Genomic DNA, 18,908 nt, shown 5'->3' with positions numbered 1-18,908 from the left:
ATGGACGACCGACGGGCGACGCCGCGCACCGCGCTTCCGGCCGCCGGCGACAGAGCTGCAAGCATCGATATCTACGCGCCGCAATGGCGAAACTTCATTTTCGTCGCGCCGTTCCTGTTCTTCTTCACGACGCTTCTGCTGGTCCCGCTGTTCTGGGGAATGTGGCTGAGCTTCCACAAGGCCGACACGTTCTCATCCGGAAACTTCGTCGGTTTCGGCAACTATATCAGGCTGTTTCACGACAAGGTGTTCCTGCAATCGGTCTGGAATACCTTCTACTTCGTGCTTCTGACGGTGCCGACCCTGGCACTGATCGGTCTTTTTCTCGCGCTTTGCCTCAACCGCCGCACGCGCACCGCCGCGGTGCTGCGGACCCTGTTCTTTTCTTCCTCCGTGCTGTCGGTCACGATCGTCACGCTGATCTGGCGCATCGTGTTCATTCCGAATGTCGGCCTTCTGTCGACGATCTACGGATGGTTCGGCGCAACCGCCCCGGCTTTCATTTCTGATCCCAGCCTGGCGATGATCGGCATCGCCATTGCCACCGTCTGGTGGTGCATCGGCCTGCCGATGATGCTCTTTCTCTCCGCCCTCCAGCAGATTCCGCAGGATATTTACGAAGCGGCAGCCCTGGACAATGCCAATCGCTGGCAGACGTTACGCTCGATTACGCTGCCGTCGATCAAACGCACCTTCGTCCTGGTGGTCATCGTCCAGATCGTGCTGCAGTTCCAGCTGTTCGGCCAGGCCTGGCTGATGACACGCGGCGGTCCGAACAACCTGACCAAGCCGATCGTGCTCTACATCTATGACACCGCGTTCCGCCGCTGGGATCTCGGCATGGGTGCCGCGGCTTCGGAGGTCCTGTTCATCCTCATCCTGATGGCGGCCATGGCCCAGTACCTGGTCACGCGCAACAAGGCAGGTCAGGCATGAGGGCTCCAGCCATCTCCATCAAGGGACGCGCATTCGGCGACCGCGTGTTGCTGGCTCTGGTCATCCTGCTTTCCCTGGTCATGGTCGCGCCGGTCCTGTGGGTTATCGGCCTGTCGCTCAAGGAAAATGCCGAGCTGATGGCAAATCCGAATTCGGTGTTTCAGGCGCCCTATACGCTCAAGAACTACATCAACACCATCGGCACCTCGTCGGTGTTCGTCTGGGTGCTCAACAGCATCATCGTCTCCGGAGGATTGACGCTCGGAACGCTGATCCTGTCATCGCTTGCCGGCTATGGCTTTGCACGGCTGAATTTCCCCGGCCGAAACGTCCTGTTCGTGGTCGTCCTCTTCGGCCTGGCGGTTCCGGAACAGGCCGTGCTTGTCGCCCGCCATCAGATCTTCAGCATGCTGAACTTCCACAACACCTATCACGGGCTCATTCTCCCGGGCCTGTCGGCTTCTTTCGGCGTCTTCCTGATGACCCAGTATTTCAAGGCCATCCCGAAGGAGCTGGACGAAGCCGCCATGCTGGACAATGCCAGCCGGTTCAGGACGTTCTGGAAGGTTCTTTTGCCGCTCACGGTGCCCGCCCAGGCAACCCTCGGCATCTTCACCTTCCTCGGCGCGTGGAACGATTACTTGTGGCCGCTGATCTCGGCAACCAAGAAGGATATGTACACGCTGACGGTCGGCATGGCCTCGACACAGACCAATTTCGCCCAGTCGGAAGGCATCGGCTTCTTGATGGCACAGGCGGTGTTTGCCGGCGCGCCGATCCTGATCGTCTACCTGTTTTTCCAGAAATACATCGTCACGGCCGTCTCGGGCGCCGCGGTGCGATGACGAGATTGCCTGACGGCGGCGTCGCAGCGATTGAAGCATGAAGCCAGTCCAGCGTGGAATGGCGCAGACTCAGGAGGAGGAACTGATATGAAAATGAAGAAAGTCCTGTTTGCAGCGGTCTCGGCGGGCGTGCTGATGCTCGCAAGCCCGAGCTTTGCAGCGACGGAATTGACGGTGCAGCGGTTTTTCGGTGCCTGCGATGCCGATTTCGGCACCAACACCGATGTCGCCAAGGCAGTAGGCGAATGCGGCATCATCACCTCGCTGATCAACAAGTTCAACGCCGACAACCCCGATGTCCACGTCAGTGTCAGCACCGTGGAATGGCCGGGCTATGACCAGCTGACCGCGCAGTTCGCTTCGGGCGAGGCTCCCGACATCGTCACGATCCATGAATCCGCGCTTTCGGATTACCAGTCCAAGGGGCTGTTGATGCCGCTTGACGATCTGTTGAAGTCCGTCGGCGTCACACCCGATTCCTTCACGGACGCGGCGCGCAACGGCGCCACCAAGGACGGCAAGATCTATGGCCTGCCGATCGACAGCTGGACGATGCTCTATCACATCAACATGGATCTCTTCAAACAGGCTGGCCTCGTCAATGCCGACGGCACGCCGATCCTTCCGACGTCGCCCGAGGAGCTGCTCGCCCAGGCCGAACAGTTCAAGCAGAAGACCGGCAAGCCCTACTTCGTTCAGAACCTGGCCAATGAGACCGCGCTCTACACGCGCAATCTCTACACCTATCTCTTCCAACAGAATTCCGATTTCTTCGCCGATCCAAAGCATGTGAAGCTGAACACGCCGGAAGCCAAGAAGGTCGTCGAGATGTACAAGGCGATCTTCGACAAGGACTACACCACCAAGGACCTCGACTATGGCGGCGCCATCAACGCCTTCCTTGCCGGTGGAGGTGGCGTGCAGCTCAACGGCACGTGGGTCGTCGGCGACAACAACGCCCAGTCCGAAACCAAGGGCACGGCCCTCAACAAGGGCGGCTATGCAGTCTACCCGTATCCGCAGCTATTTGCCGGCGCCCATGCGCAATATGCCGATGGCCACACCTGGGCAGTCTCGCAGAAGGACCGCACACCCGAACAGACCGCGGCTATCGGCAAGTTCCTGAAGTTCTTCGCCGACCATGACTTCGATTGGTCGCGCACCGGCCACCTGCCGGCCTACAAAGCCATCATCTCCTCGGACGCCTTCAAGGCGCTGCCGCATCGCAACACCATCGCCGCGGTCGCCGATCTCGGCCGGCCGCTGCCGTCCGCGGTACAGCGCCAGTTCGCGATCCAGGACATCGTGGGCGAAGAGATGAGCGCTGCAATCACCGGCCAGAAGGACGTCGATGCCGCACTTGCCGACATGGAAAGCCGCGTCAACGAATTGCTCGCCAACATTTGACCGCAGGTTTGTCGAAAACGCTTTCGATGCCCGCGGCTGGAGACCGTCGCGGGCATTCTTGGTCAATGAAGCAGCACCGCTTCTTCGGACCGTCCGCAAATTTCAGGCCACGTCCCGCCGAATTGGCTTGCGATCGTCAGCCGCGAACACCGCGCTCGCCTCGCTGACGATAGAGACATGGTCCCTGGCGGCCTTGCCCGCAGCCACGCTGTCTCCGCGCATGATTGCGGTGACGATCAGGTCGTGTTCCTGCCAGGATTTGGCCAGCCGTCCGGGCAGCATGAACTGGGCGCGGCGGAAGGGTGCCAACCGGCTGCGGGTCATCACGGTGAGTTCGTGGATATGCGCATTGTGGGCGCCACGATAAAGCCGGCTATGGAATTCGGTGTTGAAATACTCATAGTCCTCCTCGGCGCCCAGCTGCACCATCCGCGCCGAAGCCTGGTGCTCGATCTCGAGCCCGCGACGCTCGCTGCTGGTCATGCGCTCGGCCGAGAAGCGCGCGCAGATCGCTTCCAGTTCGGCCATGCTCTCGAACATCGAGGCGAGATGCTCCTGCGTCACGACGGCGACGATAGCGCCCCTGTTGGGCCGCCTCTCGACCAGGCCCATGGCGCTGAGCTGGCCGAGCGCCTCCCTGACAGGGGTGCGTGATACGTCGAAGCGAGCGGCGAGCGCGGTCTCGTCCAGCTTTTCGCCCGGGCGCAGGTAGCCGGTGACGATCCGGTCGCCGATCGCCCGAACCATCTGATCCACGGTCGTGCCCGCCCTGATCAAGCTGCGTTTCCCCGACAATTTTCCTCCGTCGCGTCTTCTCGTGGAATCGGCCGACTCGTTGGCCTTTCGACTCAGGCATGCTCTCTATGCCTCTATTTTAATCTGTCTGTCAAATTGACTACTTTCAAGGCAAAAAGTGCATGCAATTGCCTCCGGCATAGGCATAAGCCTTCGATCTGGTAACTGATTTTATTGGATAAATTCCAAGACATAAACTGGCACGGCGGTTGCATGCACTTTCTTGGACGGCATGTTAACCGACCCGGAAAAGGGTCCCAAAGGGGAGCATTCACCATGACCGACAGATTCATGCTTAATCGCCGCCAACTGCTCAAGACCTCCGCTGCGGGAGCCGCGCTCGGCCTCGCCTCGGCATCCTTTCCGATCAGCCGTGCCTTCGCCGCCGCCGCCACTGTCGGCTTCATCTATGTCGGCCCGAAGGACGACTATGGCTACAACCAGGCGCATGCCGAAGGCGCGGCCGCGCTGAAGGGCATCGAAGGCATCTCCGTCGTCGAGGAGGAAAACGTTCCCGAGACGGTCGACGTCCAGAAGACGATGGAATCGATGATCAACCTCGACGGCGCTTCGCTGATCTTCCCAACCTCCTTCGGCTATTTCGATCCGCACATGCTGGCCATGTGCACGAAATTCCCCGACGTGCAGTTTCGCCATTGCGGCGGCATGTGGGACAAGGCCAAGCACCCGATGAATGCCGGCTCCTATTTCGGCTATATCGGCATGGGCCAGTACCTGAACGGCGTCGTCGCCGGCCACACATCGAAGTCGAAGAAGCTAGGATTCGTCGCCGCCAAGCCCATTCCGCAGGTGCTGCTCAACATCAACTCCTTCCTGCTCGGCGCGCGCTCGGTCGATCCGGCGATCACCTGCCAGGTCATCTTCACCGGCGAATGGTCGCTGGCGGTGAAGGAAGCGGAAGCCACCAACGCGCTGGTCGACCAGGGCGCCGACGTCATCACCTGCCACGTCGACAGCCCGAAAGTGGTGGTCGAGACGGCCGCGGGCCGCGGCGCCTTCGTCTGTGGCTACCACGCCAACCAGAGCCCGCTGGCGCCGGAAAAATACCTCACCGGGGCCGAGTGGAACTGGGCCAAGGTCTACAAGATGTTCGTCGACGATCTCATCGCCGGCACCCCCCTGCCCAATTTCACCCGCGGCGGACTGGCCGACGGCTTCGTCAAGATGAGCCCGCTCGGTCCCGCCGTCGGCGAGCCGGCCCGCAAGCAATTCGACTCCACCCTGGCCGAAATGATGAAGGGCGGCTTCTCCGTCATCAAGGGCCCGCTGAAGAGCAACAAGGGCGCCGTCGTGGCGACGGAGGGCCAGGCCTTCGTCGAGACCGCCATCGAGCTCGAAAGCATGGACTATCTCGTCGAGGGCGTCGTCGGCTCGACCGCCTGAAGCCGAGCGGAGACGGGGACCATGACCGATACGGTCAGCAGTGCGGAGGCGCCGGCCCTGCTCGGCGCGAGGGGATATCCGGCGGCGCTGGAATGGATCGCGCGGCGGGCGGAGGCTTTCGTCATTCCGCTCGCGGCCCTTGTCGTCGGCATGGCGCTGTTCAGCCTGTTCATCGCCCTGGTCGGCAAGTCCCCGGTCCTGCTTTACGAGACCATGTGGCGGGGCGGCTTCGGCTCGTGGTTCTCCATTCAGAATTCGCTGTCGCGGGCCGCACCGCTGCTGCTGGCGGCGCTGTGCGTGGCACTGCCGGCGCGGCTCGGCCTCGTCGTCATCGGCGGCGAGGGCGCCATCGTGCTCGGTGGCGTCAGCGCAGCTGCCATAGGCGTGATGCTGAGCGGCGCGCCTTCCTTCATCGTCATTCTTGCCATGGGCGTGGCGGGCCTGGCCGCCGGCGGCATCTGGATCGGTGCCGTCGGCGCGCTCCGCCACTACCGGGCCGTCAACGAGACCATTTCCAGCCTGCTGATGGCCTACATCGCCATCGCCTTGATGAACCAGCTGGTGGAAGGGCCGCTGCGCGACCCGGCCTCGCTCAACAAGCCCTCGACCCAGCCGCTCGCCGACATCTACCGCGTCGGCAACATTCCGGGCATGGAGGTGCATTGGGGGCTTGCCGTCGGCGTCGTCGCCTGCGTGCTCTCCTGGGGGCTGATCGAAAAGACCCGCTGGGGCTTTGCCGCCCGCATTGCCGGCGGCAATGTCAGGGCAGCGCAGGTGCAGGGGCTGGCCGTCGGACCGCTCATCGTCGGCTTTACCGCGCTTGCGGGCGGCTTTGCCGGTCTTGCCGGCATGCTGGAAGTCGCAGCCGTGCAAGGCAGCGCCAACGGTTCGCTCGCCGCCGGCTATGGCTACACCGGCATCCTTGTCGCCTTCCTCGCCCGCCATAACCCGCTGGCCATCATCCCGGTTGCCATCCTGCTCGGCGGCATCGACGCGTCCGGCGGGCTGATCCAGCGCCGCATGGACCTGCCCGACGCCACTGTCCTGGTGCTGCAAGGCATGCTGTTCATCGTCATCCTGCTCAGCGAAACCTTGTACGGCCGTTTCAAGGCCTTCAACCCCGATTTGTGGCGGAGGGCCTCGTGATGGATGCGGCCGGGATCGGCCTCTGGGGCGTGCCGCTCGCCATCCTCGGCGGCGCGATCCGCGTGTCGACGCCCTTTATCTTCGTTTCGCTGGGCGAGGCCATCACCGAGCGCTCCGGCCGCATCAATCTGGGGCTGGAAGGCACGCTCGTCTTCGGCGCCATGACCGCATATGCGGTCGCGGTCATGACCAGCTCGCCATGGCTCGGCCTGCTTGCCGCCGCGGCCGCCGGCCTTTGCTTCGGCCTGTTCCATGGCTGGATCTGCAAATTCCCGAAAGTCAACGACATCGCCATCGGCATCGCGCTGATGCTGTTCGGCTCGGGACTCGCCTTCTTCTTCGGCAAGCCGTTCATCAAGCCGAAAGCACCCAATCTTCCGGCCATTCCCTTCGGCGCCTGGTCCGACATTCCGCAGGTGCAGGCGGCACTCGACGTTAACGTCCTGTTCCTGATCGGTGCGGTGCTTTCGCTGGTCCTGTGGTGGGCCTTCCGCAATACCCGCGCTGGCCTCATCGTGCGCGTCGTCGGCGACAGTTCCGATGCCGCGCGCGCCATGGGCCTCAACCCGAACACAGTGCGCCTCATCGCCACCGGCGTCGGCGGCGCTTTGGCCGGCATCGGCGGCGCCTATCTATCGCTCTACTATCCCGGCAGCTGGACCGAGCGCATCTCGTCCGGTCAGGGGCTGATGGCGGTGGCGCTGGTCATCTTCGCGCGCTGGAATCCGCTCGGCTGCTTTGCCGCCGCGCTTCTGTTCGGCGGCGCTGGAGCGCTCGGACCGGCGCTGCAGTCGGTCGGCGTCACGCAAGGCTACTATTTGTTCTACGCCGCCCCCTACATCCTCACCCTCATCATCATGATCGCCACCTCGTCGCCGACACGCTCGCTGGCGGGCGCGCCGGGCGAATTGTCGATCACCAGATAGCTGGAGTTTTTGCCATGAACGCCAGAGCCGAAATCACCCAGCGCTATATCGACGCCGACCCGTATCCGTGGCCCTACAATGGCGAGCTTCGCCCCGACAACACGGCGTTGATCGTCATCGACATGCAGACCGATTTCTGCGGGCCGGGCGGCTATGTCGATCATATGGGATACGACCTGTCGCTGGTGCGCGCACCGATCGAGCCGATCAAGTCGGTGCTGTCGGCCATGCGCGCGAAAGGCTACACCATCATCCACACCCGCGAGGGCCACCGCCCCGACCTCGCCGACCTGCCCGCCAACAAGCGTTGGCGCTCGCGCCGCATCAATGCCGGCATCGGCGACCCCGGCCCCTGCGGGCGCATCCTGGTGCGCGGCGAGCCGGGCTGGGACATTATCCCCGACCTCTACCCGGCCGAGGGCGAGCCGATCATCGACAAGCCCGGCAAGGGCTCGTTCTGCGCCACCGACCTGGAGCTGATCCTCAACCAGCGCGGCATCGAAAACATCGTGCTCACAGGCATCACCACCGATGTCTGCGTGCACACCACCATGCGCGAGGCCAACGACCGCGGCTTCGAATGCGTGATGCTGGAGGACTGCTGCGGCGCGACCGACTACGGCAATCATCTTGCCGCGATCAAGATGATCAAGATGCAGGGCGGCGTCTTCGGCGCGGTGTCGAGCTCGGCGTCCTTCGTCGCCCAGCTGCCGTAAGGAAACCAGGATGAGCGCGATCACCGGCAACAAGGCCGTCGGCGTCGAGACCATCGGCATGACGATGCGTTTCGGCGCCTTCACGGCGTTGGGCGACGTCTCGATCAAGGTGCCGGCCGGATCATTCCACGCGCTGCTTGGCGAAAACGGCGCCGGCAAGTCGACGCTGGTCAAATGCATGATGGGTTTCTATCACCCGACCGCCGGCGACATCCTCATCGACGGCCGCGAGGTGGCGATCGCCAGCCCCAGGGACGCCTCGGCGCTCGGCCTCGGCATGGTCTACCAGCATTTCACGCTTGTCCCCTCGCTCACCGGTGCCGAGAATCTGGTCATTTCGCGTGAGACGGTTCCCGGCGTGATCGACTGGCGCAAGGAGCGCGGCGAGCTTGCAATGTTCATGGATCGAATGCCGTTCAAGCTGCCGCTCGACGTCAAGGTGGCCGAGCTCGCTGCCGGCGAGAAGCAGAAGCTGGAGATCATCAAGCAGCTTTATCTCGGCCGCTCCTTCCTGGTGCTGGACGAGCCGACCTCCGTGCTCACCCCCGGCGAGGCGCAGGAAGTGCTTGGCCTGGTGCGCGCCATGACCAGGGCTGGCGATCTGACCGTGCTGATGATCTCGCACAAATTCCACGAGGTGACGGCATTCGCCGACGACGTCAGCGTGCTGCGCAAGGGCAGGCTGACCGGCACTGGCCGCGTCGTCGACCTCGACCGCAAAGCCATGGCGGCGATGATGATCGGCGACCAGCCGATCGCGGTCCTCGACAGCCGCGCCGAGCCTAGGCGGGACGCCGAGATCGTGCTCAAGGTCAAGGCGCTGAAGGCGCCGGACCGCACCGGGCTGAAGTCGATCCGGATCGAGGATCTCGGCGTGCGCGCCGGCGAGATTGTCGGCATCGCCGGCATTTCCGGCAACGGCCAGAAGGAATTGCTCGAAGTGCTGGCCGGGCAGCGCCCCCGCGATGCCGGCGAGGTCATGGTGCGCGGCACCGCCTATGCGGCAACGCGGGCCGAGGCGCGCGCTCTCAATGTGCGGCTCATTCCCGAGGAGCCGCTGAAGAATGCCTGCGCGCCGAAAATGACGGTGGCCGAAAACATTTCTTTCCGCACCTTCGACATCGACGCCGACGGCAAACCGGTGAGCTGGATCAGTGCCGGCGCCATCAGGGCATTCAGCGCCAGGCTGGTCGAGCAGTTCAAGGTCAAGACCGCATCGCTTGCCTCGCCGATCGCCTCGCTGTCGGGCGGCAATGTGCAGCGCGCCGTGCTTGCCCGCGAGCTCACCGGCAAGGTCGACCTTCTGATCGTCTCCAACCCTTGCTTCGGCCTCGACTTCTCGGCCGTGGCCGAAATCCGCGCCCGCATCATGAAGGCGCGCAATGCCGGTGCCGCCGTGCTTCTGATGTCGGAGGATCTCGACGAACTGCTCGAGCTCTCGGACCGCATCTTCGTCATGTCGGACGGCGCGCTGGTCTACGAGACGCCGATCGCGCAGGCCAGTGTCCAGACTATCGGCGAGCACATGGCGGGACATCACTGATGGCGGAAATCGCAGCGCAGCCATTTCCGTTCGCCTTCAAGCCGCGGACCATGGTGCTGGTCGTCATCGACATGCAACGCGACTTCGCCGAGCCCGGCGGCTTCGGCGCCAGCCTCGGCAACGACGTCAGCCGGGTGACCGCGATCGTGCCGACGGTGAAGCGGTTGATCGACGGCTTTCGCGCCGCAGGCCTTCCGGTGATCCACACGATGGAGTGCCACCGGCCCGACCTTTCCGACCTGCCCCCGGCCAAGCGCAACCGCGGCAATCCGTCGGTTCGTATCGGCGATGCCGGGCCGATGGGCCGTGTGCTGATCGCCGGCGAGCCGGGCACCGCGATCCTCGACGAGCTTGCGCCGCTGCCCGGCGAGATCGTCATCGAGAAGCCGGGCAAGGGCGCCTTCTATGCGACCTCCTTCGGCGATGACCTGAAAAGGCTCGGCGCCGAGCAGCTCGTCTTTGCCGGCGTCACCACCGAAGTCTGCGTGCAGACGACGATGCGCGAGGCCAACGATCGCGGCTATGAGTGCCTGCTCGCCGAGGACGCCACGGAAAGTTATTTTCCCGAGTTCAAGGCGGCGGCGATCGCCATGATCAGGGCACAGGGCGCCATTGTCGGCTGGACGGCGACGACCGACCAGGTGCTCGAGGGAATTGCCAATGCCTAATCTTGCCTTTGCCGGCCTGCTCGACGGCGGCTGGCGCGATCTGGCGTTCGAGTCTTTCCGCGACGGCATCGGCGTGCACTGGCTGCTGCAGGGCGGGCCGGTCGAGCCGTCCGTCGCGATCCTGAAATACCGGCCTGGCGCCGGCGTGCCGCGCCACCGCCATGCCGGCCTGGAGACCATCGTCGTGCTGGAAGGCACCCAGAGCGACGAGAACGGCGACTATCCTGCCGGCAGCGTGATCCTCAATCCGGTCGGAACCGAGCATTCGGTGTGGACGAAGGACGGCTGTGTCGTGCTGATCCAATGGGACCTGCCGGTGATCATTCTGGGGGAGACGAAATGAGTGATGTCCACTTCGACATAGCGAGCCTGCGCGCCGCCTATCGTGGAGGTGTCGGCGTTGGCGATGTGATCGCGGCGATTTATGCCCGCATCGAGACTGCCGACGATCCGGGCATCTTCATCCATCTCGCCGCCAGGGTGGATCTGCTTGCCGCGGCCGAAGCGCTCGGCCCGTTCGACCCGGTGGCAAAACCGCTGTGGGGCATTCCCTTCGCCGTCAAGGACAACATCGACGTCGCCGGCATGCCGACGACGGCGGCCTGCGCGCAATACACCTACTGGCCCGACAAGGACGCCACCGTGGTGGCGCGGCTCAAGGCCGCCGGCGCGCTGGTCGTGGGCAAGACCAATCTCGACCAGTTCGCCACCGGCCTCGTTGGTGTGCGCACGCCCTGGCCGATCCCGCGCAACGCCATCGACGCGGAGCTGGTGCCGGGCGGCTCCTCCTCCGGGTCGGCGGTGGCGACGGCGCGCGGCATCGTCTCCTTCGCGCTTGGCACCGACACCGCCGGCTCCGGCCGCATCCCGGCCGGCCTCAACAACATCGTCGGGCTGAAGCCGACCGTCGGCGCGTTGTCGACGGGCGGCGTCGTTCCGGCCTGCCGCACGCTCGACTGCGTGTCGGTGTTCGCGCTGACCGTCGACGACGCCTATGCAGTGTTCTGCGTCGCGGCAGCGCGCGATGCGGCCGATCCCTATTCGCGCGACATCGCCGTCCGGCCGCTCGCCGCTCGCCCGCCTGTGCCGAGCGTCGGCATCCCGGCAAGAGCCGACCGGAAATTCTTCGGCGATGCGGCGATGCAGGCCGGCTTCGAGACCTCGCTCGCCATGCTGTCGCGGCTCGGCTGCCGGCTGGTCGAAATCCCGTTCGGCGACTTCTACGCCACCGCCAACCTTCTCTATGAGGGTGCCTGGGTGGCCGAACGCTATGCTGCGATCCGCGATTTCATGGAAGCCAACGAAGCTGCCATGCATCCGGTGACGAGCAAGATCATCGGCGGCGCCAGGAAGCTGTCGGCGGCGGACGCTTTCCGCGGCCTCTATGCCTTGCAGGCCTACCGGGCCAAGCTCGCCCCGCTCATCGCCTCGGTCGACCTGTTCTGCGTGCCGACCGCGCCGACGCACTACACCACCGCCGCCGTGCTCGCCGATCCGGTCGAGACCAACAGCCGGCTCGGCACCTACACCAATTTTGTCAACCTGCTCGACATGTGCGGCATCGCCGTGCCGACCGGCACGCGCGATGACGGCCTGCCGATGAGCGTGACACTGCTTGCGGCCGCCGGACTGGACGGCCTTGTGGCGTCCGTCGCGCGCGATCTCCATGCCGCGAGCGGTCTCACCCTCGGCGCGACCGGTTGGTGGCAGCCGAGCGTGCAGCCTGTCGGCGCATTGGCCGAAGACGGCACGATCGAATTGGTGGTGGTCGGCGCTCACCTCTCGGGAATGCCGCTCAATGGCCAGCTCAAGCAGGCCGGCGCCCGATTCTGCCGGGCGATGAGGACGGCCTCTTCATACAAGCTTTACCAGCTCGCCGGCCAGGCCACGCCCAAGCCCGGACTGGTCCGTGTGGAGAGCGGCGGCACTGCGATCGATGTCGAAGTCTGGCGGCTGCCTGCCGAGGCCTTCGGCCGCTTCGTGGCCGCCATCCCGCCGCCGCTGGGCATTGGCAACATAGAGCTTGACGACGGCAGCAGCGCCAAAGGCTTCCTGGTGGAATCCGTGGGCTTGCTGGGCGCTTCCGACATCTCGTCATTCGGCGGCTGGCGCCGCTTTCTGTCTGATCGCGTTCCCCTTTGAATGTGTCGTCAACGGGTTCCGCGAACTGCTTTGCATGGAATCAGTGCCGGGCACGTCGTCCGAACGATGACGAAGAGGGTGTCATCGTCGCCTTTCGGCGGAACACTCTGCTGCCGCTCAATGATTGCTGTTATGCGCTGCTGCCGACAGTCCCGAACCTGACGCGTGCTGATGCCAGACGTCGAGCACCGCGGCAACGATTGCTTCGGGCGCGTCTTCCTGGACAAGGTGCTTGGCGTTGGCGATAACCGTGAATGACGCGTTTGGAATACGCCTCGCGAATTCCTCCCCATCCTTTAGCGGGATGAACTCGTCTTCAGCACCCCACAGTATCGTCACTGGGCAGCGAATCTCGCCATAGCGCCATTCGACCTCCTCGCTGTATTTGTCGTCCATTTGAGCGATCTGGCGCCAGAACGCCTTCTGCCCCTCTTCCTCAAGCCAGGGATCGAGATAGAGCCGCATCTCCTCCTCAGCCAAAGTGCGCTTGACCGCCGCGCTGATGTACGCGCGCAGCATGGCCTCATGGACATAGGCGGGCAGTCTCGCGAACACCTCTCCATGCGCTTTCGCCGCCTGCACCAGCGCTGAACCCTGCGGGCTGATCGCGACCGGGTCGATCAATACGAGGCTGCGGTAGTCGACACCGTCAAGCAAATGCGCACGCAGCGCCACCGAGCCACCGAAGTCATGCGCCACGATATCGGGCTGCTCGGCGCCCCAATGGTTTACGAGTGCCGCGAACAGGTTGTTCTGAGCGCCGTGCAGGACGTCGCCCTCGGGCTTGGTCGAGCGCCCATAGCCGAGCATGTCGTAGTAGAAGACCCGTCTGTGCCGCGCGAACCATGGCACGATCCGCCGCCATTCGAGCGAAGAGAATGGCGAGCCATGCATGACCGCGGGCGGCCCTTCGCCAATGACGCCCCAGGCGATCTCATCACCGTTGAAGTCGAACCGCTCGGGCAACTGCCAATCCATGGCTTTTCTCCTGATCAGATTTCCACTGGGATCGAAATCACTCGTGCTATCGAGGTAGAATCCAAATTGCGGTCGTGAACAACGAATGCACGCAGCGCATTCCCCAGCCCGTGCCCGACTGGCACCTTAAGACAGCATCTGCAGACATCCGGCGGCCATGCATGGGAAATGACCGATGCCATTCACGGGCCGGTGCAAATGATCCCGGGACCGGTGATCCAAGCCCCGACTGTCAGAACCTCGACGCCGATCTGTCCGAAATCAGATGGCGCAAGAACCATTGAGCCGCGAGATCCGCGACTTCGTCCAGGGCGCCGGGAGGCAGCGCCAATACGATGACGTCGTCGCGCCCGGCAAAGCGAACGAGTTCCCCGGCCAGTCGCCGTCCGGCCGATCTGTAAAGATGGCAGCCATGACCTTCGATCCGCGTGCATCTGTTTTCCCGATATTCTTTCAATCTGCGGCCACTCTCGTGGGATGACCGCGGCACCGGTATCATTTTGGAACTCGCTCGCTGTCTCGACGTTCCAGGAATAGTTTCGATCGCGAGGGAGGCGCGTTGGCGCGCGGATCGAGCAGACCGCGATCCGTGCTCCGGACGCTTGGCGATCTCCGATGCGCAGCAGGAGGCGGTTTGGAGCCTCAGCAATCAGAGAGAGGAACATCCCATGCAAGTTCAGGAGATCATGTGCCGTCGGACCGAACTGGTCGGCCCGAACACGACGATCAGGGATGCCGCCCGGAAAATGCGGGCCGACAATCTCGGCGCCCTTCCGGTCGGCGAGAATGACAGGTTGGTCGGCATGGTGACAGACCGCGACATTGTGATGCGCGGCGTCGCCGAAGAGCGCTCAGCCGGCAACACGACCGTTCGCGAGGTCATGTCTGAGCATGTCCATTGGTGCTTCGATGACGCCGACATCACCGATGCGGCGAAGATCATGGCCAAGCATCAGGTGCGTCGTCTTCCGGTGATCAACCGCGACAAGCGTCTCGTCGGCGTCATTGCTCTGGCTGACCTCGGGCGGACCGATGAGGAAGCCGCCAAGATCGCCCTCGAAGGCATTTCCGAGGCGACGGACGATCCTCGTCGCTAGAGCAATTCCAGGAAAAGTGCGTAGCGGTTTTCGCTCCGGAATTGCTTAAAACCAAAACTTGGAGCGGTTTGGGGATTCCGTGAACACTGAACCGCTCTAGACGCTCGCCTGAGCGGTTGCGGTCATGCGTTCTCCTCCGTCGGGGCTGAACGCCCCCTGCTCAGGCAGCCTTTAGTTTGGCCACTATCGCGCTTATGCGGCGTGTCTTGTCCTTTGCAGCGGGGTTCTTCGGAAGCTCGACAGCCGACAAGAATGCGCATCGGGATATGCCATCGCGGAACAACGGGCCGGTACGCCTGTTTGGTCAATCCACCTAGTCGGATTTCAACGAAAGGAGATTTCGATGAACGCCACCGGACTCGACGTATTCGACAAGACACTGCAGACCACAAACATCTGGCTCGACGAGATCATGGACGAGATTGGACCGGATCGGCAGGTCGCCTGGCACGTTCTCGGAGCGGTGCTGCACGCCCTGCGCGACCGTATCCAGCCGGATCTTGCAGCCCACCTCGGCTCGCAATTGCCGATTCTGGTTCGTGGTGCCTTCTATGACCGATATCAGCCCTCCAAAGCTCCCGAGGAGGCGCGGTCGCTCGACGAGTTTCTAGCCAAGATCAAGGCGGAGCTTGAACTCATCCGTCCGCTCGATTCCGAGGATGCATTCAGGGCCGTGGCCAAGGTGCTTGCCCATCATGTCGAAGAAGGACAGATGCACAAGGTCTGGGACGCCCTGCCAGGAGAGATCAGACGGGTCGCCGAAGCTCAGCAAGCGGCGTGAACGGCGCCGGCGCGGGTTTCTCGGTCGCAATCTCCTGGGGAAATAGCAATGCCACTCACCCTTATCAGCCCGGCGTTCCCGGCAGGCGGAAAAATTCCCGAAAGGTATGCGCGCGACGGCCAGAACGTCTCGCCGCCGCTGAAGTGGTCCGGTGTTCCTGCCGGGACCAAGAGCCTTGTTCTAGTCGTGCAGGATTCCGATGCTCCAAGTGGGACGTTCGGGCACTGGGCGGTCTTCAATATCCCGCCGGATGCCGGCGGACTTGCCGAAGCCGAAGATGGCAAGCCCGGTCCGTCGGCACTCAGGCAAAGCACCAACGATTTCGGCAATGCCAATTACGATGGACCGCAGCCGCCTGCGGGGCATGGCGTCCACCATTGCCACTTTCGGCTGGCCGCGCTCGATGTACCGAGCCTCGGCGTACCGGGACAGGCGGGCGTGCATCAAGTCTGGAAGCAAGCCCAGAAACACGCATTGCAGGAGACGGAGTTGGTCGGAACCTACGAACGGCCAGCATGAGGTCGGCGGCATTGGTCGCCGCCTTCACAGCTGCCGCTTTCACAATGCAATCTGGGCAAGCGGTTTTCGGGCGGGGCCGTGGATGACCGAGCCGTCGGCGGCAAAGATCGAGCCGTGGCAGGGACAATCCCAGGTGCGGTCGGCATTATTCCAGGATACGGTGCAGCCTTTGTGGGTGCAGGTCGCCGAAACCGCCCGGAGTGCTCCTTCGGTGTCTCTCCACGCCGCAATCTTTTCGTCTCCCCTGACGATCACGCCACCCATGCCGGGCGCGATATCGTGCGTGCTCGAGACGATCGATTGACTGCGGCCATTCTTGTGGAAGTCCTCGGGATAGGGCCGCGCCGGATCGTAGAGGTTTTGCCATCGGCTTGGGCGGCCGCAGATCAGGTCGGCGATCATCGTGCCCGCGACCGTTCCGTTGGTGATGCCCCAGGCGTTGAAACCCGTGGCAATGTGGAAGCCGGCCGCCTTGGTGGGATCGGGTTCGCCAGCGTATGGGACCCTGTCGGCCGTGTCATAGTCCTCATTGCACCAGCGCCACGCAACGTCACCGACGGGAAGGTTCTTTCTCGCCCATTTTTCCAGTTCGATGAACCGCCTCGCCACGTCGCCATCCCAGCCGGTGTTGAATTTGGGGCCGAGCGCGACCAGCAGTGGACCTTCGGCGTCACGGCCAGTGCGAATGGAATGCGTCGGATCGTCGATGCCGATAAACATGCCGTCGACAGGGCGGGGATCATCGATCCGAAAGGCCATGGCGGTGTGGCAGCGCGGTTGCGTCCGGTTCGCCATGCCGACGGGACTCTTCACCGTCATGTTGGTGGCCACGATGACGTCCCCGGCATCAACGGCGCCGCCATCGGCGACGACGCGCCAGCGGCTTGCCTCGTCGATCGAGGTGGCGCGGCTGTTTTCGAAGATACGACCACCATGGGCTGTCACCGCTGCCGCCAAGCCAATCAGATACATCGTTGGATTGAACTGCGCCTGGTCGGGAAACCGTAATGCTGCGGTCGTTTCGAAAGGCAGCGGCGCGCGATCGAGGAGATCGGCCTCCAGTCCGACCTGGCGCGCGGCCTCCGCCTCGGCCACGACCTCCGCGCGCCGGCTTTCACTGCACGTGTAGGTATAGGCGTCCTTGCTCTCGAGATCGCAGGCGATCGCGTAGTTGTTGATCCAATCGCGGATTTGTTGCGCGCCAGCGGAATTCGCGTCGGCGTAGTCCTGGGCCAACTCCAGGCCGATAGTGTCGATGAGATGACGATAGATCAGGGCATGCTGCGTGGTGATCTTGGCCGTCGAGCGGCCGGTGACCTGGCCGCCTGTCCGCAGGCCTTCGACAACGACCACCGATCGGCCCGCCTCGCAAAGGCGAAGCGCCGTCGTCAGGCCGACAATTCCAGCCCCCACGACAACGGCGTCCGCACGGAGCGAACCTTCGAGCCGGGGAAAGTCGGTGGCGGTGGCTGCCGCAACCCAACAGCTTCCCGGTTTTCCCAAGAGAATGGCCATTTCAACCGTGTCCCTTGCGTCTCGATGCGCTTCCATCGACAACCGGGCCGGCGGAGGAACGTTCCCGGGGTTCGTCGCTTTCAGTCGATCCCTCGCCACCCCGGGTCAGAAAAGCGCCGGGAAGATGCGAGGTGCAGGCCATCACCCAAGTGATCGCCTCGCGGTCGTATTCGTCGCCCGAGCGCCAGTCCTCGAAGAAGGCGTTCAGCCTGTCGATACGCCCCGGCCAGATACCGGCGGCCTGCAGGCCGAGTGAAACGCCGTAATTGGTGAAGGCGAACTTGGTATCGCCCAGCCATGGGGCGCGGCTGAAATAGCCGGGCGGGTCGACCCACATCGTTTCCAGGGTTCGCAGCGAACGCCTCGTCTGCGCCTCTGCCCGCGGCTCGTCGGGAAAGAAATGGGCGAGCCACAGCATCATGCCCAGGCCGAGGTCCTGCTCGATGTCGAGGGTGCGCCAATCCCGCTCCATCAGGTCGCGCATTTGCGCGATCTCGACCGCCAGCGCGTCCTCACCGAGCATCCGGTAAGAGACGTAGCCGTCATAGGCATCCATGCTGCCGAGACCGTAGCCAGGATATGGGCTGCTCAGATCCTCCTGCATCTTCCAGATCACGCCGCGGCCGGGGATCACAAAGGCTGGGTGAATGTCACGCGCCAGCGCAATGCCCCGCTTGCGGTATTCCGGCTTCAGATCGCCCAGACGCGCCAAGGCGAACAGCCACATCGCCAGATAATGGAAATACTGGCCATCGCGATCCGCCGCCTCGCCAATCCTCAATCCGCGCCGGCGGCCGAGCACACGCTCGACATCGGCCACCAGCCGGTCGGCCGCGCCCAGCCAGCGCTCTTCGCCAGTTTCTGTGTAGAGCGAGACATAGAGCACGACGCCGAATGCATCGGTCCAAAGATACCGCAAGCCGTTGGGCCAGATGCCTTCGGCGCGCAGCCAATCGAGTTTTCGCAGGACATAGTCGACGTTATGCAACATTGGGCCAAAGTCCTAAAACTGGCGGAACTGGCCGGTATTCGGCACCGCGCGACTGCGAGCATGCCGAATTCGAGTTCTCCTCGGTCCGTTGATCTGGCCAGATATCGCGAAACGATCTGATCGGCGGCGGGTTCCTTGGCCGCTTTGCCCGGCGCGACCGGATATCCTCGTCCTGATCACGAGTTTCGGGTCCAGGCACTCATAGCGGGATGTGCGAGGTTGCCAGGCGTTTCGGGCGTTTCGATCGGGGAGGCAAAGTTGCGACGCCGCCAAATCCGAATTGAGGCTGGCGAGGCCGCAGCCGAGCGCGGTTCTCAGCGCTTACGCCGCTCAACCCCGAACGACTTCAGCTAAGCAAAGCCTAGTGCTAACTACCTGTTATACAGTGAGAAATTGGCGCACCCGACAAGATTCGAACTTGTGACCTCTGCCTTCGGAGGCCGATTTAGCCAGTCTTTCAATAGCTTCTGTTTCTACGATATCGTTCGCTAAGCTACTA

General features: G+C 63.4%; 19 protein-coding genes. 15 read left to right on the top strand and 4 right to left on the bottom strand.

Features of this window, described 5'->3' with window-relative positions; translation table 11 throughout:
• The 3 genes from LB520_RS23130 (at position 1) to LB520_RS23120 (ending at position 3,188) form a co-directional block, all read left to right on the top strand.
• Positions 1-936 carry a carbohydrate ABC transporter permease gene (locus tag LB520_RS23130; protein WP_224639506.1) on the top strand — a complete coding sequence of 312 codons (936 nt, stop codon included), beginning with the start codon at positions 1-3 and terminating at the stop codon, positions 934-936.
• Positions 933-1,781, top strand: coding sequence for a carbohydrate ABC transporter permease (locus LB520_RS23125; protein WP_224639505.1), 849 nt, complete (start codon positions 933-935; stop codon positions 1,779-1,781). Before LB520_RS23130 ends, LB520_RS23125 begins: the two co-directional genes overlap by 4 nt.
• A gap of 93 nt (positions 1,782-1,874) precedes the next feature.
• Positions 1,875-3,188, top strand: coding sequence for an ABC transporter substrate-binding protein (locus tag LB520_RS23120; protein ID WP_224639578.1), 1,314 nt, complete (start codon positions 1,875-1,877; stop codon positions 3,186-3,188).
• A gap of 102 nt (positions 3,189-3,290) precedes the next feature.
• On the opposite strand, the gene LB520_RS23115 is transcribed toward LB520_RS23120, so the two are convergent.
• Positions 3,291-3,935 (bottom strand): GntR family transcriptional regulator, encoded by a 645-nt coding sequence (locus LB520_RS23115; RefSeq protein WP_224631680.1) that lies wholly within the window; start codon positions 3,933-3,935, stop codon positions 3,291-3,293.
• Positions 3,936-4,259: 324 nt separating this feature from the next.
• Here LB520_RS23115 and LB520_RS23110 point away from each other — a divergent pair, with 324 nt between their 5' ends.
• The 8 genes from LB520_RS23110 to atzF are packed head-to-tail and all read left to right on the top strand — an operon-like array spanning position 4,260 to position 12,528.
• Complete coding sequence (locus LB520_RS23110; protein ID WP_224639504.1) at positions 4,260-5,387, top strand: BMP family ABC transporter substrate-binding protein; 1,128 nt, start codon at positions 4,260-4,262, stop codon at positions 5,385-5,387.
• A 21-nt stretch (positions 5,388-5,408) separates the two neighbouring features.
• Positions 5,409-6,533: an ABC transporter permease gene (locus LB520_RS23105; protein WP_224639503.1), complete on the top strand. Its 1,125-nt coding sequence runs from the start codon at positions 5,409-5,411 to the stop codon at positions 6,531-6,533.
• Positions 6,533-7,459 (top strand): ABC transporter permease, encoded by a 927-nt coding sequence (locus LB520_RS23100; protein ID WP_224639577.1) that lies wholly within the window; start codon positions 6,533-6,535, stop codon positions 7,457-7,459. The genes LB520_RS23105 and LB520_RS23100 overlap by 1 nt, the downstream gene beginning before the upstream one ends.
• Positions 7,460-7,473: 14 nt before the next feature.
• Positions 7,474-8,175 (top strand): cysteine hydrolase family protein, encoded by a 702-nt coding sequence (locus LB520_RS23095; RefSeq protein ID WP_095768065.1) that lies wholly within the window; start codon positions 7,474-7,476, stop codon positions 8,173-8,175.
• 10 nt (positions 8,176-8,185) lie between these two features.
• Positions 8,186-9,718 carry an ABC transporter ATP-binding protein gene (locus LB520_RS23090; protein ID WP_224639502.1) on the top strand — a complete coding sequence of 511 codons (1,533 nt, stop codon included), beginning with the start codon at positions 8,186-8,188 and terminating at the stop codon, positions 9,716-9,718.
• Entirely contained in the window at positions 9,718-10,386 is a 669-nt protein-coding gene (locus tag LB520_RS23085; RefSeq protein WP_224609661.1) for a cysteine hydrolase family protein, read from the top strand. The genes LB520_RS23090 and LB520_RS23085 overlap by 1 nt, the downstream gene beginning before the upstream one ends.
• Positions 10,379-10,729, top strand: coding sequence for a cupin domain-containing protein (locus tag LB520_RS23080; protein ID WP_224631579.1), 351 nt, complete (start codon positions 10,379-10,381; stop codon positions 10,727-10,729). Before LB520_RS23085 ends, LB520_RS23080 begins: the two co-directional genes overlap by 8 nt.
• Positions 10,726-12,528, top strand: a complete 1,803-nt coding sequence (gene atzF, locus LB520_RS23075; protein WP_224639501.1) for an allophanate hydrolase — start codon at positions 10,726-10,728, stop codon at positions 12,526-12,528. The genes LB520_RS23080 and atzF overlap by 4 nt, the downstream gene beginning before the upstream one ends.
• 117 nt (positions 12,529-12,645) lie before the next feature.
• On the opposite strand, the gene LB520_RS23070 is transcribed toward atzF, so the two are convergent.
• A complete protein-coding gene (locus tag LB520_RS23070; protein WP_224639500.1) occupies positions 12,646-13,506 on the bottom strand; it encodes an alpha/beta fold hydrolase in 861 nt (286 codons plus the stop codon).
• Positions 13,507-13,771: 265 nt separating this feature from the next.
• Here LB520_RS23070 and LB520_RS23065 point away from each other — a divergent pair, with 265 nt between their 5' ends.
• The 4 genes from LB520_RS23065 (at position 13,772) to LB520_RS23050 (ending at position 15,903) form a co-directional block, all read left to right on the top strand.
• Entirely contained in the window at positions 13,772-13,987 is a 216-nt protein-coding gene (locus tag LB520_RS23065; RefSeq protein ID WP_224639499.1) for a hypothetical protein, read from the top strand.
• Positions 13,988-14,174: 187 nt separating this feature from the next.
• Positions 14,175-14,603 carry a CBS domain-containing protein gene (locus tag LB520_RS23060; RefSeq protein ID WP_095768072.1) on the top strand — a complete coding sequence of 143 codons (429 nt, stop codon included), beginning with the start codon at positions 14,175-14,177 and terminating at the stop codon, positions 14,601-14,603.
• A gap of 343 nt (positions 14,604-14,946) precedes the next feature.
• Positions 14,947-15,384 (top strand): DUF2267 domain-containing protein, encoded by a 438-nt coding sequence (locus tag LB520_RS23055; protein WP_224639498.1) that lies wholly within the window; start codon positions 14,947-14,949, stop codon positions 15,382-15,384.
• Positions 15,385-15,432: 48 nt separating this feature from the next.
• Positions 15,433-15,903, top strand: a complete 471-nt coding sequence (locus LB520_RS23050) for a YbhB/YbcL family Raf kinase inhibitor-like protein (RefSeq protein ID WP_224639497.1) — start codon at positions 15,433-15,435, stop codon at positions 15,901-15,903.
• A 39-nt stretch (positions 15,904-15,942) separates the two neighbouring features.
• Here the strand turns inward: LB520_RS23050 and LB520_RS23045 are convergent, their stop codons facing one another.
• Together LB520_RS23045 and LB520_RS23040 are read right to left on the bottom strand one after the other, a co-directional pair.
• A complete protein-coding gene (locus tag LB520_RS23045) occupies positions 15,943-17,418 on the bottom strand; it encodes an FAD-dependent oxidoreductase (RefSeq protein ID WP_411969933.1) in 1,476 nt (491 codons plus the stop codon).
• A gap of 1 nt (position 17,419) precedes the next feature.
• Entirely contained in the window at positions 17,420-18,409 is a 990-nt protein-coding gene (locus LB520_RS23040) for a hypothetical protein (protein ID WP_224639496.1), read from the bottom strand.
• Positions 18,410-18,908: the final 499 nt, after the last annotated feature.

This window comes from Mesorhizobium sp. CA12 (assembly GCF_020165255.1).
Lineage (GTDB): Bacteria > Pseudomonadota > Alphaproteobacteria > Rhizobiales > Rhizobiaceae > Mesorhizobium.
Note: the sequence above shows the minus strand (reverse complement) of the source record. Positions and strands in the feature narration are given on the sequence as shown.

Excerpts from the sequence above, each read along its gene's own strand:
- LB520_RS23100 (WP_224639577.1), top strand. The coding sequence starts at position 6,533 with ATGGATGCGGCCGGGATCGGCCTCTGGGGCGTGCCGCTCGCCATCCTC.
- atzF (WP_224639501.1), top strand. The coding sequence starts at position 10,726 with ATGAGTGATGTCCACTTCGACATAGCGAGCCTGCGCGCCGCCTATCGT.
- LB520_RS23040 (WP_224639496.1), bottom strand. The coding sequence starts at position 18,409 with ATGTTGCATAACGTCGACTATGTCCTGCGAAAACTCGATTGGCTGCGC.
- LB520_RS23050 (WP_224639497.1), top strand. The coding sequence starts at position 15,433 with ATGCCACTCACCCTTATCAGCCCGGCGTTCCCGGCAGGCGGAAAAATT.
- LB520_RS23110 (WP_224639504.1), top strand. The coding sequence starts at position 4,260 with ATGACCGACAGATTCATGCTTAATCGCCGCCAACTGCTCAAGACCTCC.
- LB520_RS23080 (WP_224631579.1), top strand. The coding sequence starts at position 10,379 with ATGCCTAATCTTGCCTTTGCCGGCCTGCTCGACGGCGGCTGGCGCGAT.
- LB520_RS23060 (WP_095768072.1), top strand. The coding sequence starts at position 14,175 with ATGCAAGTTCAGGAGATCATGTGCCGTCGGACCGAACTGGTCGGCCCG.
- LB520_RS23090 (WP_224639502.1), top strand. The coding sequence starts at position 8,186 with ATGAGCGCGATCACCGGCAACAAGGCCGTCGGCGTCGAGACCATCGGC.
- LB520_RS23085 (WP_224609661.1), top strand. The coding sequence starts at position 9,718 with ATGGCGGAAATCGCAGCGCAGCCATTTCCGTTCGCCTTCAAGCCGCGG.
- LB520_RS23095 (WP_095768065.1), top strand. The coding sequence starts at position 7,474 with ATGAACGCCAGAGCCGAAATCACCCAGCGCTATATCGACGCCGACCCG.
- LB520_RS23045 (WP_411969933.1), bottom strand. The coding sequence starts at position 17,418 with ATGGCCATTCTCTTGGGAAAACCGGGAAGCTGTTGGGTTGCGGCAGCC.
- LB520_RS23105 (WP_224639503.1), top strand. The coding sequence starts at position 5,409 with ATGACCGATACGGTCAGCAGTGCGGAGGCGCCGGCCCTGCTCGGCGCG.
- LB520_RS23065 (WP_224639499.1), top strand. The coding sequence starts at position 13,772 with ATGGCGCAAGAACCATTGAGCCGCGAGATCCGCGACTTCGTCCAGGGC.
- LB520_RS23070 (WP_224639500.1), bottom strand. The coding sequence starts at position 13,506 with ATGGATTGGCAGTTGCCCGAGCGGTTCGACTTCAACGGTGATGAGATC.
- LB520_RS23125 (WP_224639505.1), top strand. The coding sequence starts at position 933 with ATGAGGGCTCCAGCCATCTCCATCAAGGGACGCGCATTCGGCGACCGC.
- LB520_RS23115 (WP_224631680.1), bottom strand. The coding sequence starts at position 3,935 with ATGGTTCGGGCGATCGGCGACCGGATCGTCACCGGCTACCTGCGCCCG.
- LB520_RS23130 (WP_224639506.1), top strand. The coding sequence starts at position 1 with ATGGACGACCGACGGGCGACGCCGCGCACCGCGCTTCCGGCCGCCGGC.
- LB520_RS23120 (WP_224639578.1), top strand. The coding sequence starts at position 1,875 with ATGAAGAAAGTCCTGTTTGCAGCGGTCTCGGCGGGCGTGCTGATGCTC.
- LB520_RS23055 (WP_224639498.1), top strand. The coding sequence starts at position 14,947 with ATGAACGCCACCGGACTCGACGTATTCGACAAGACACTGCAGACCACA.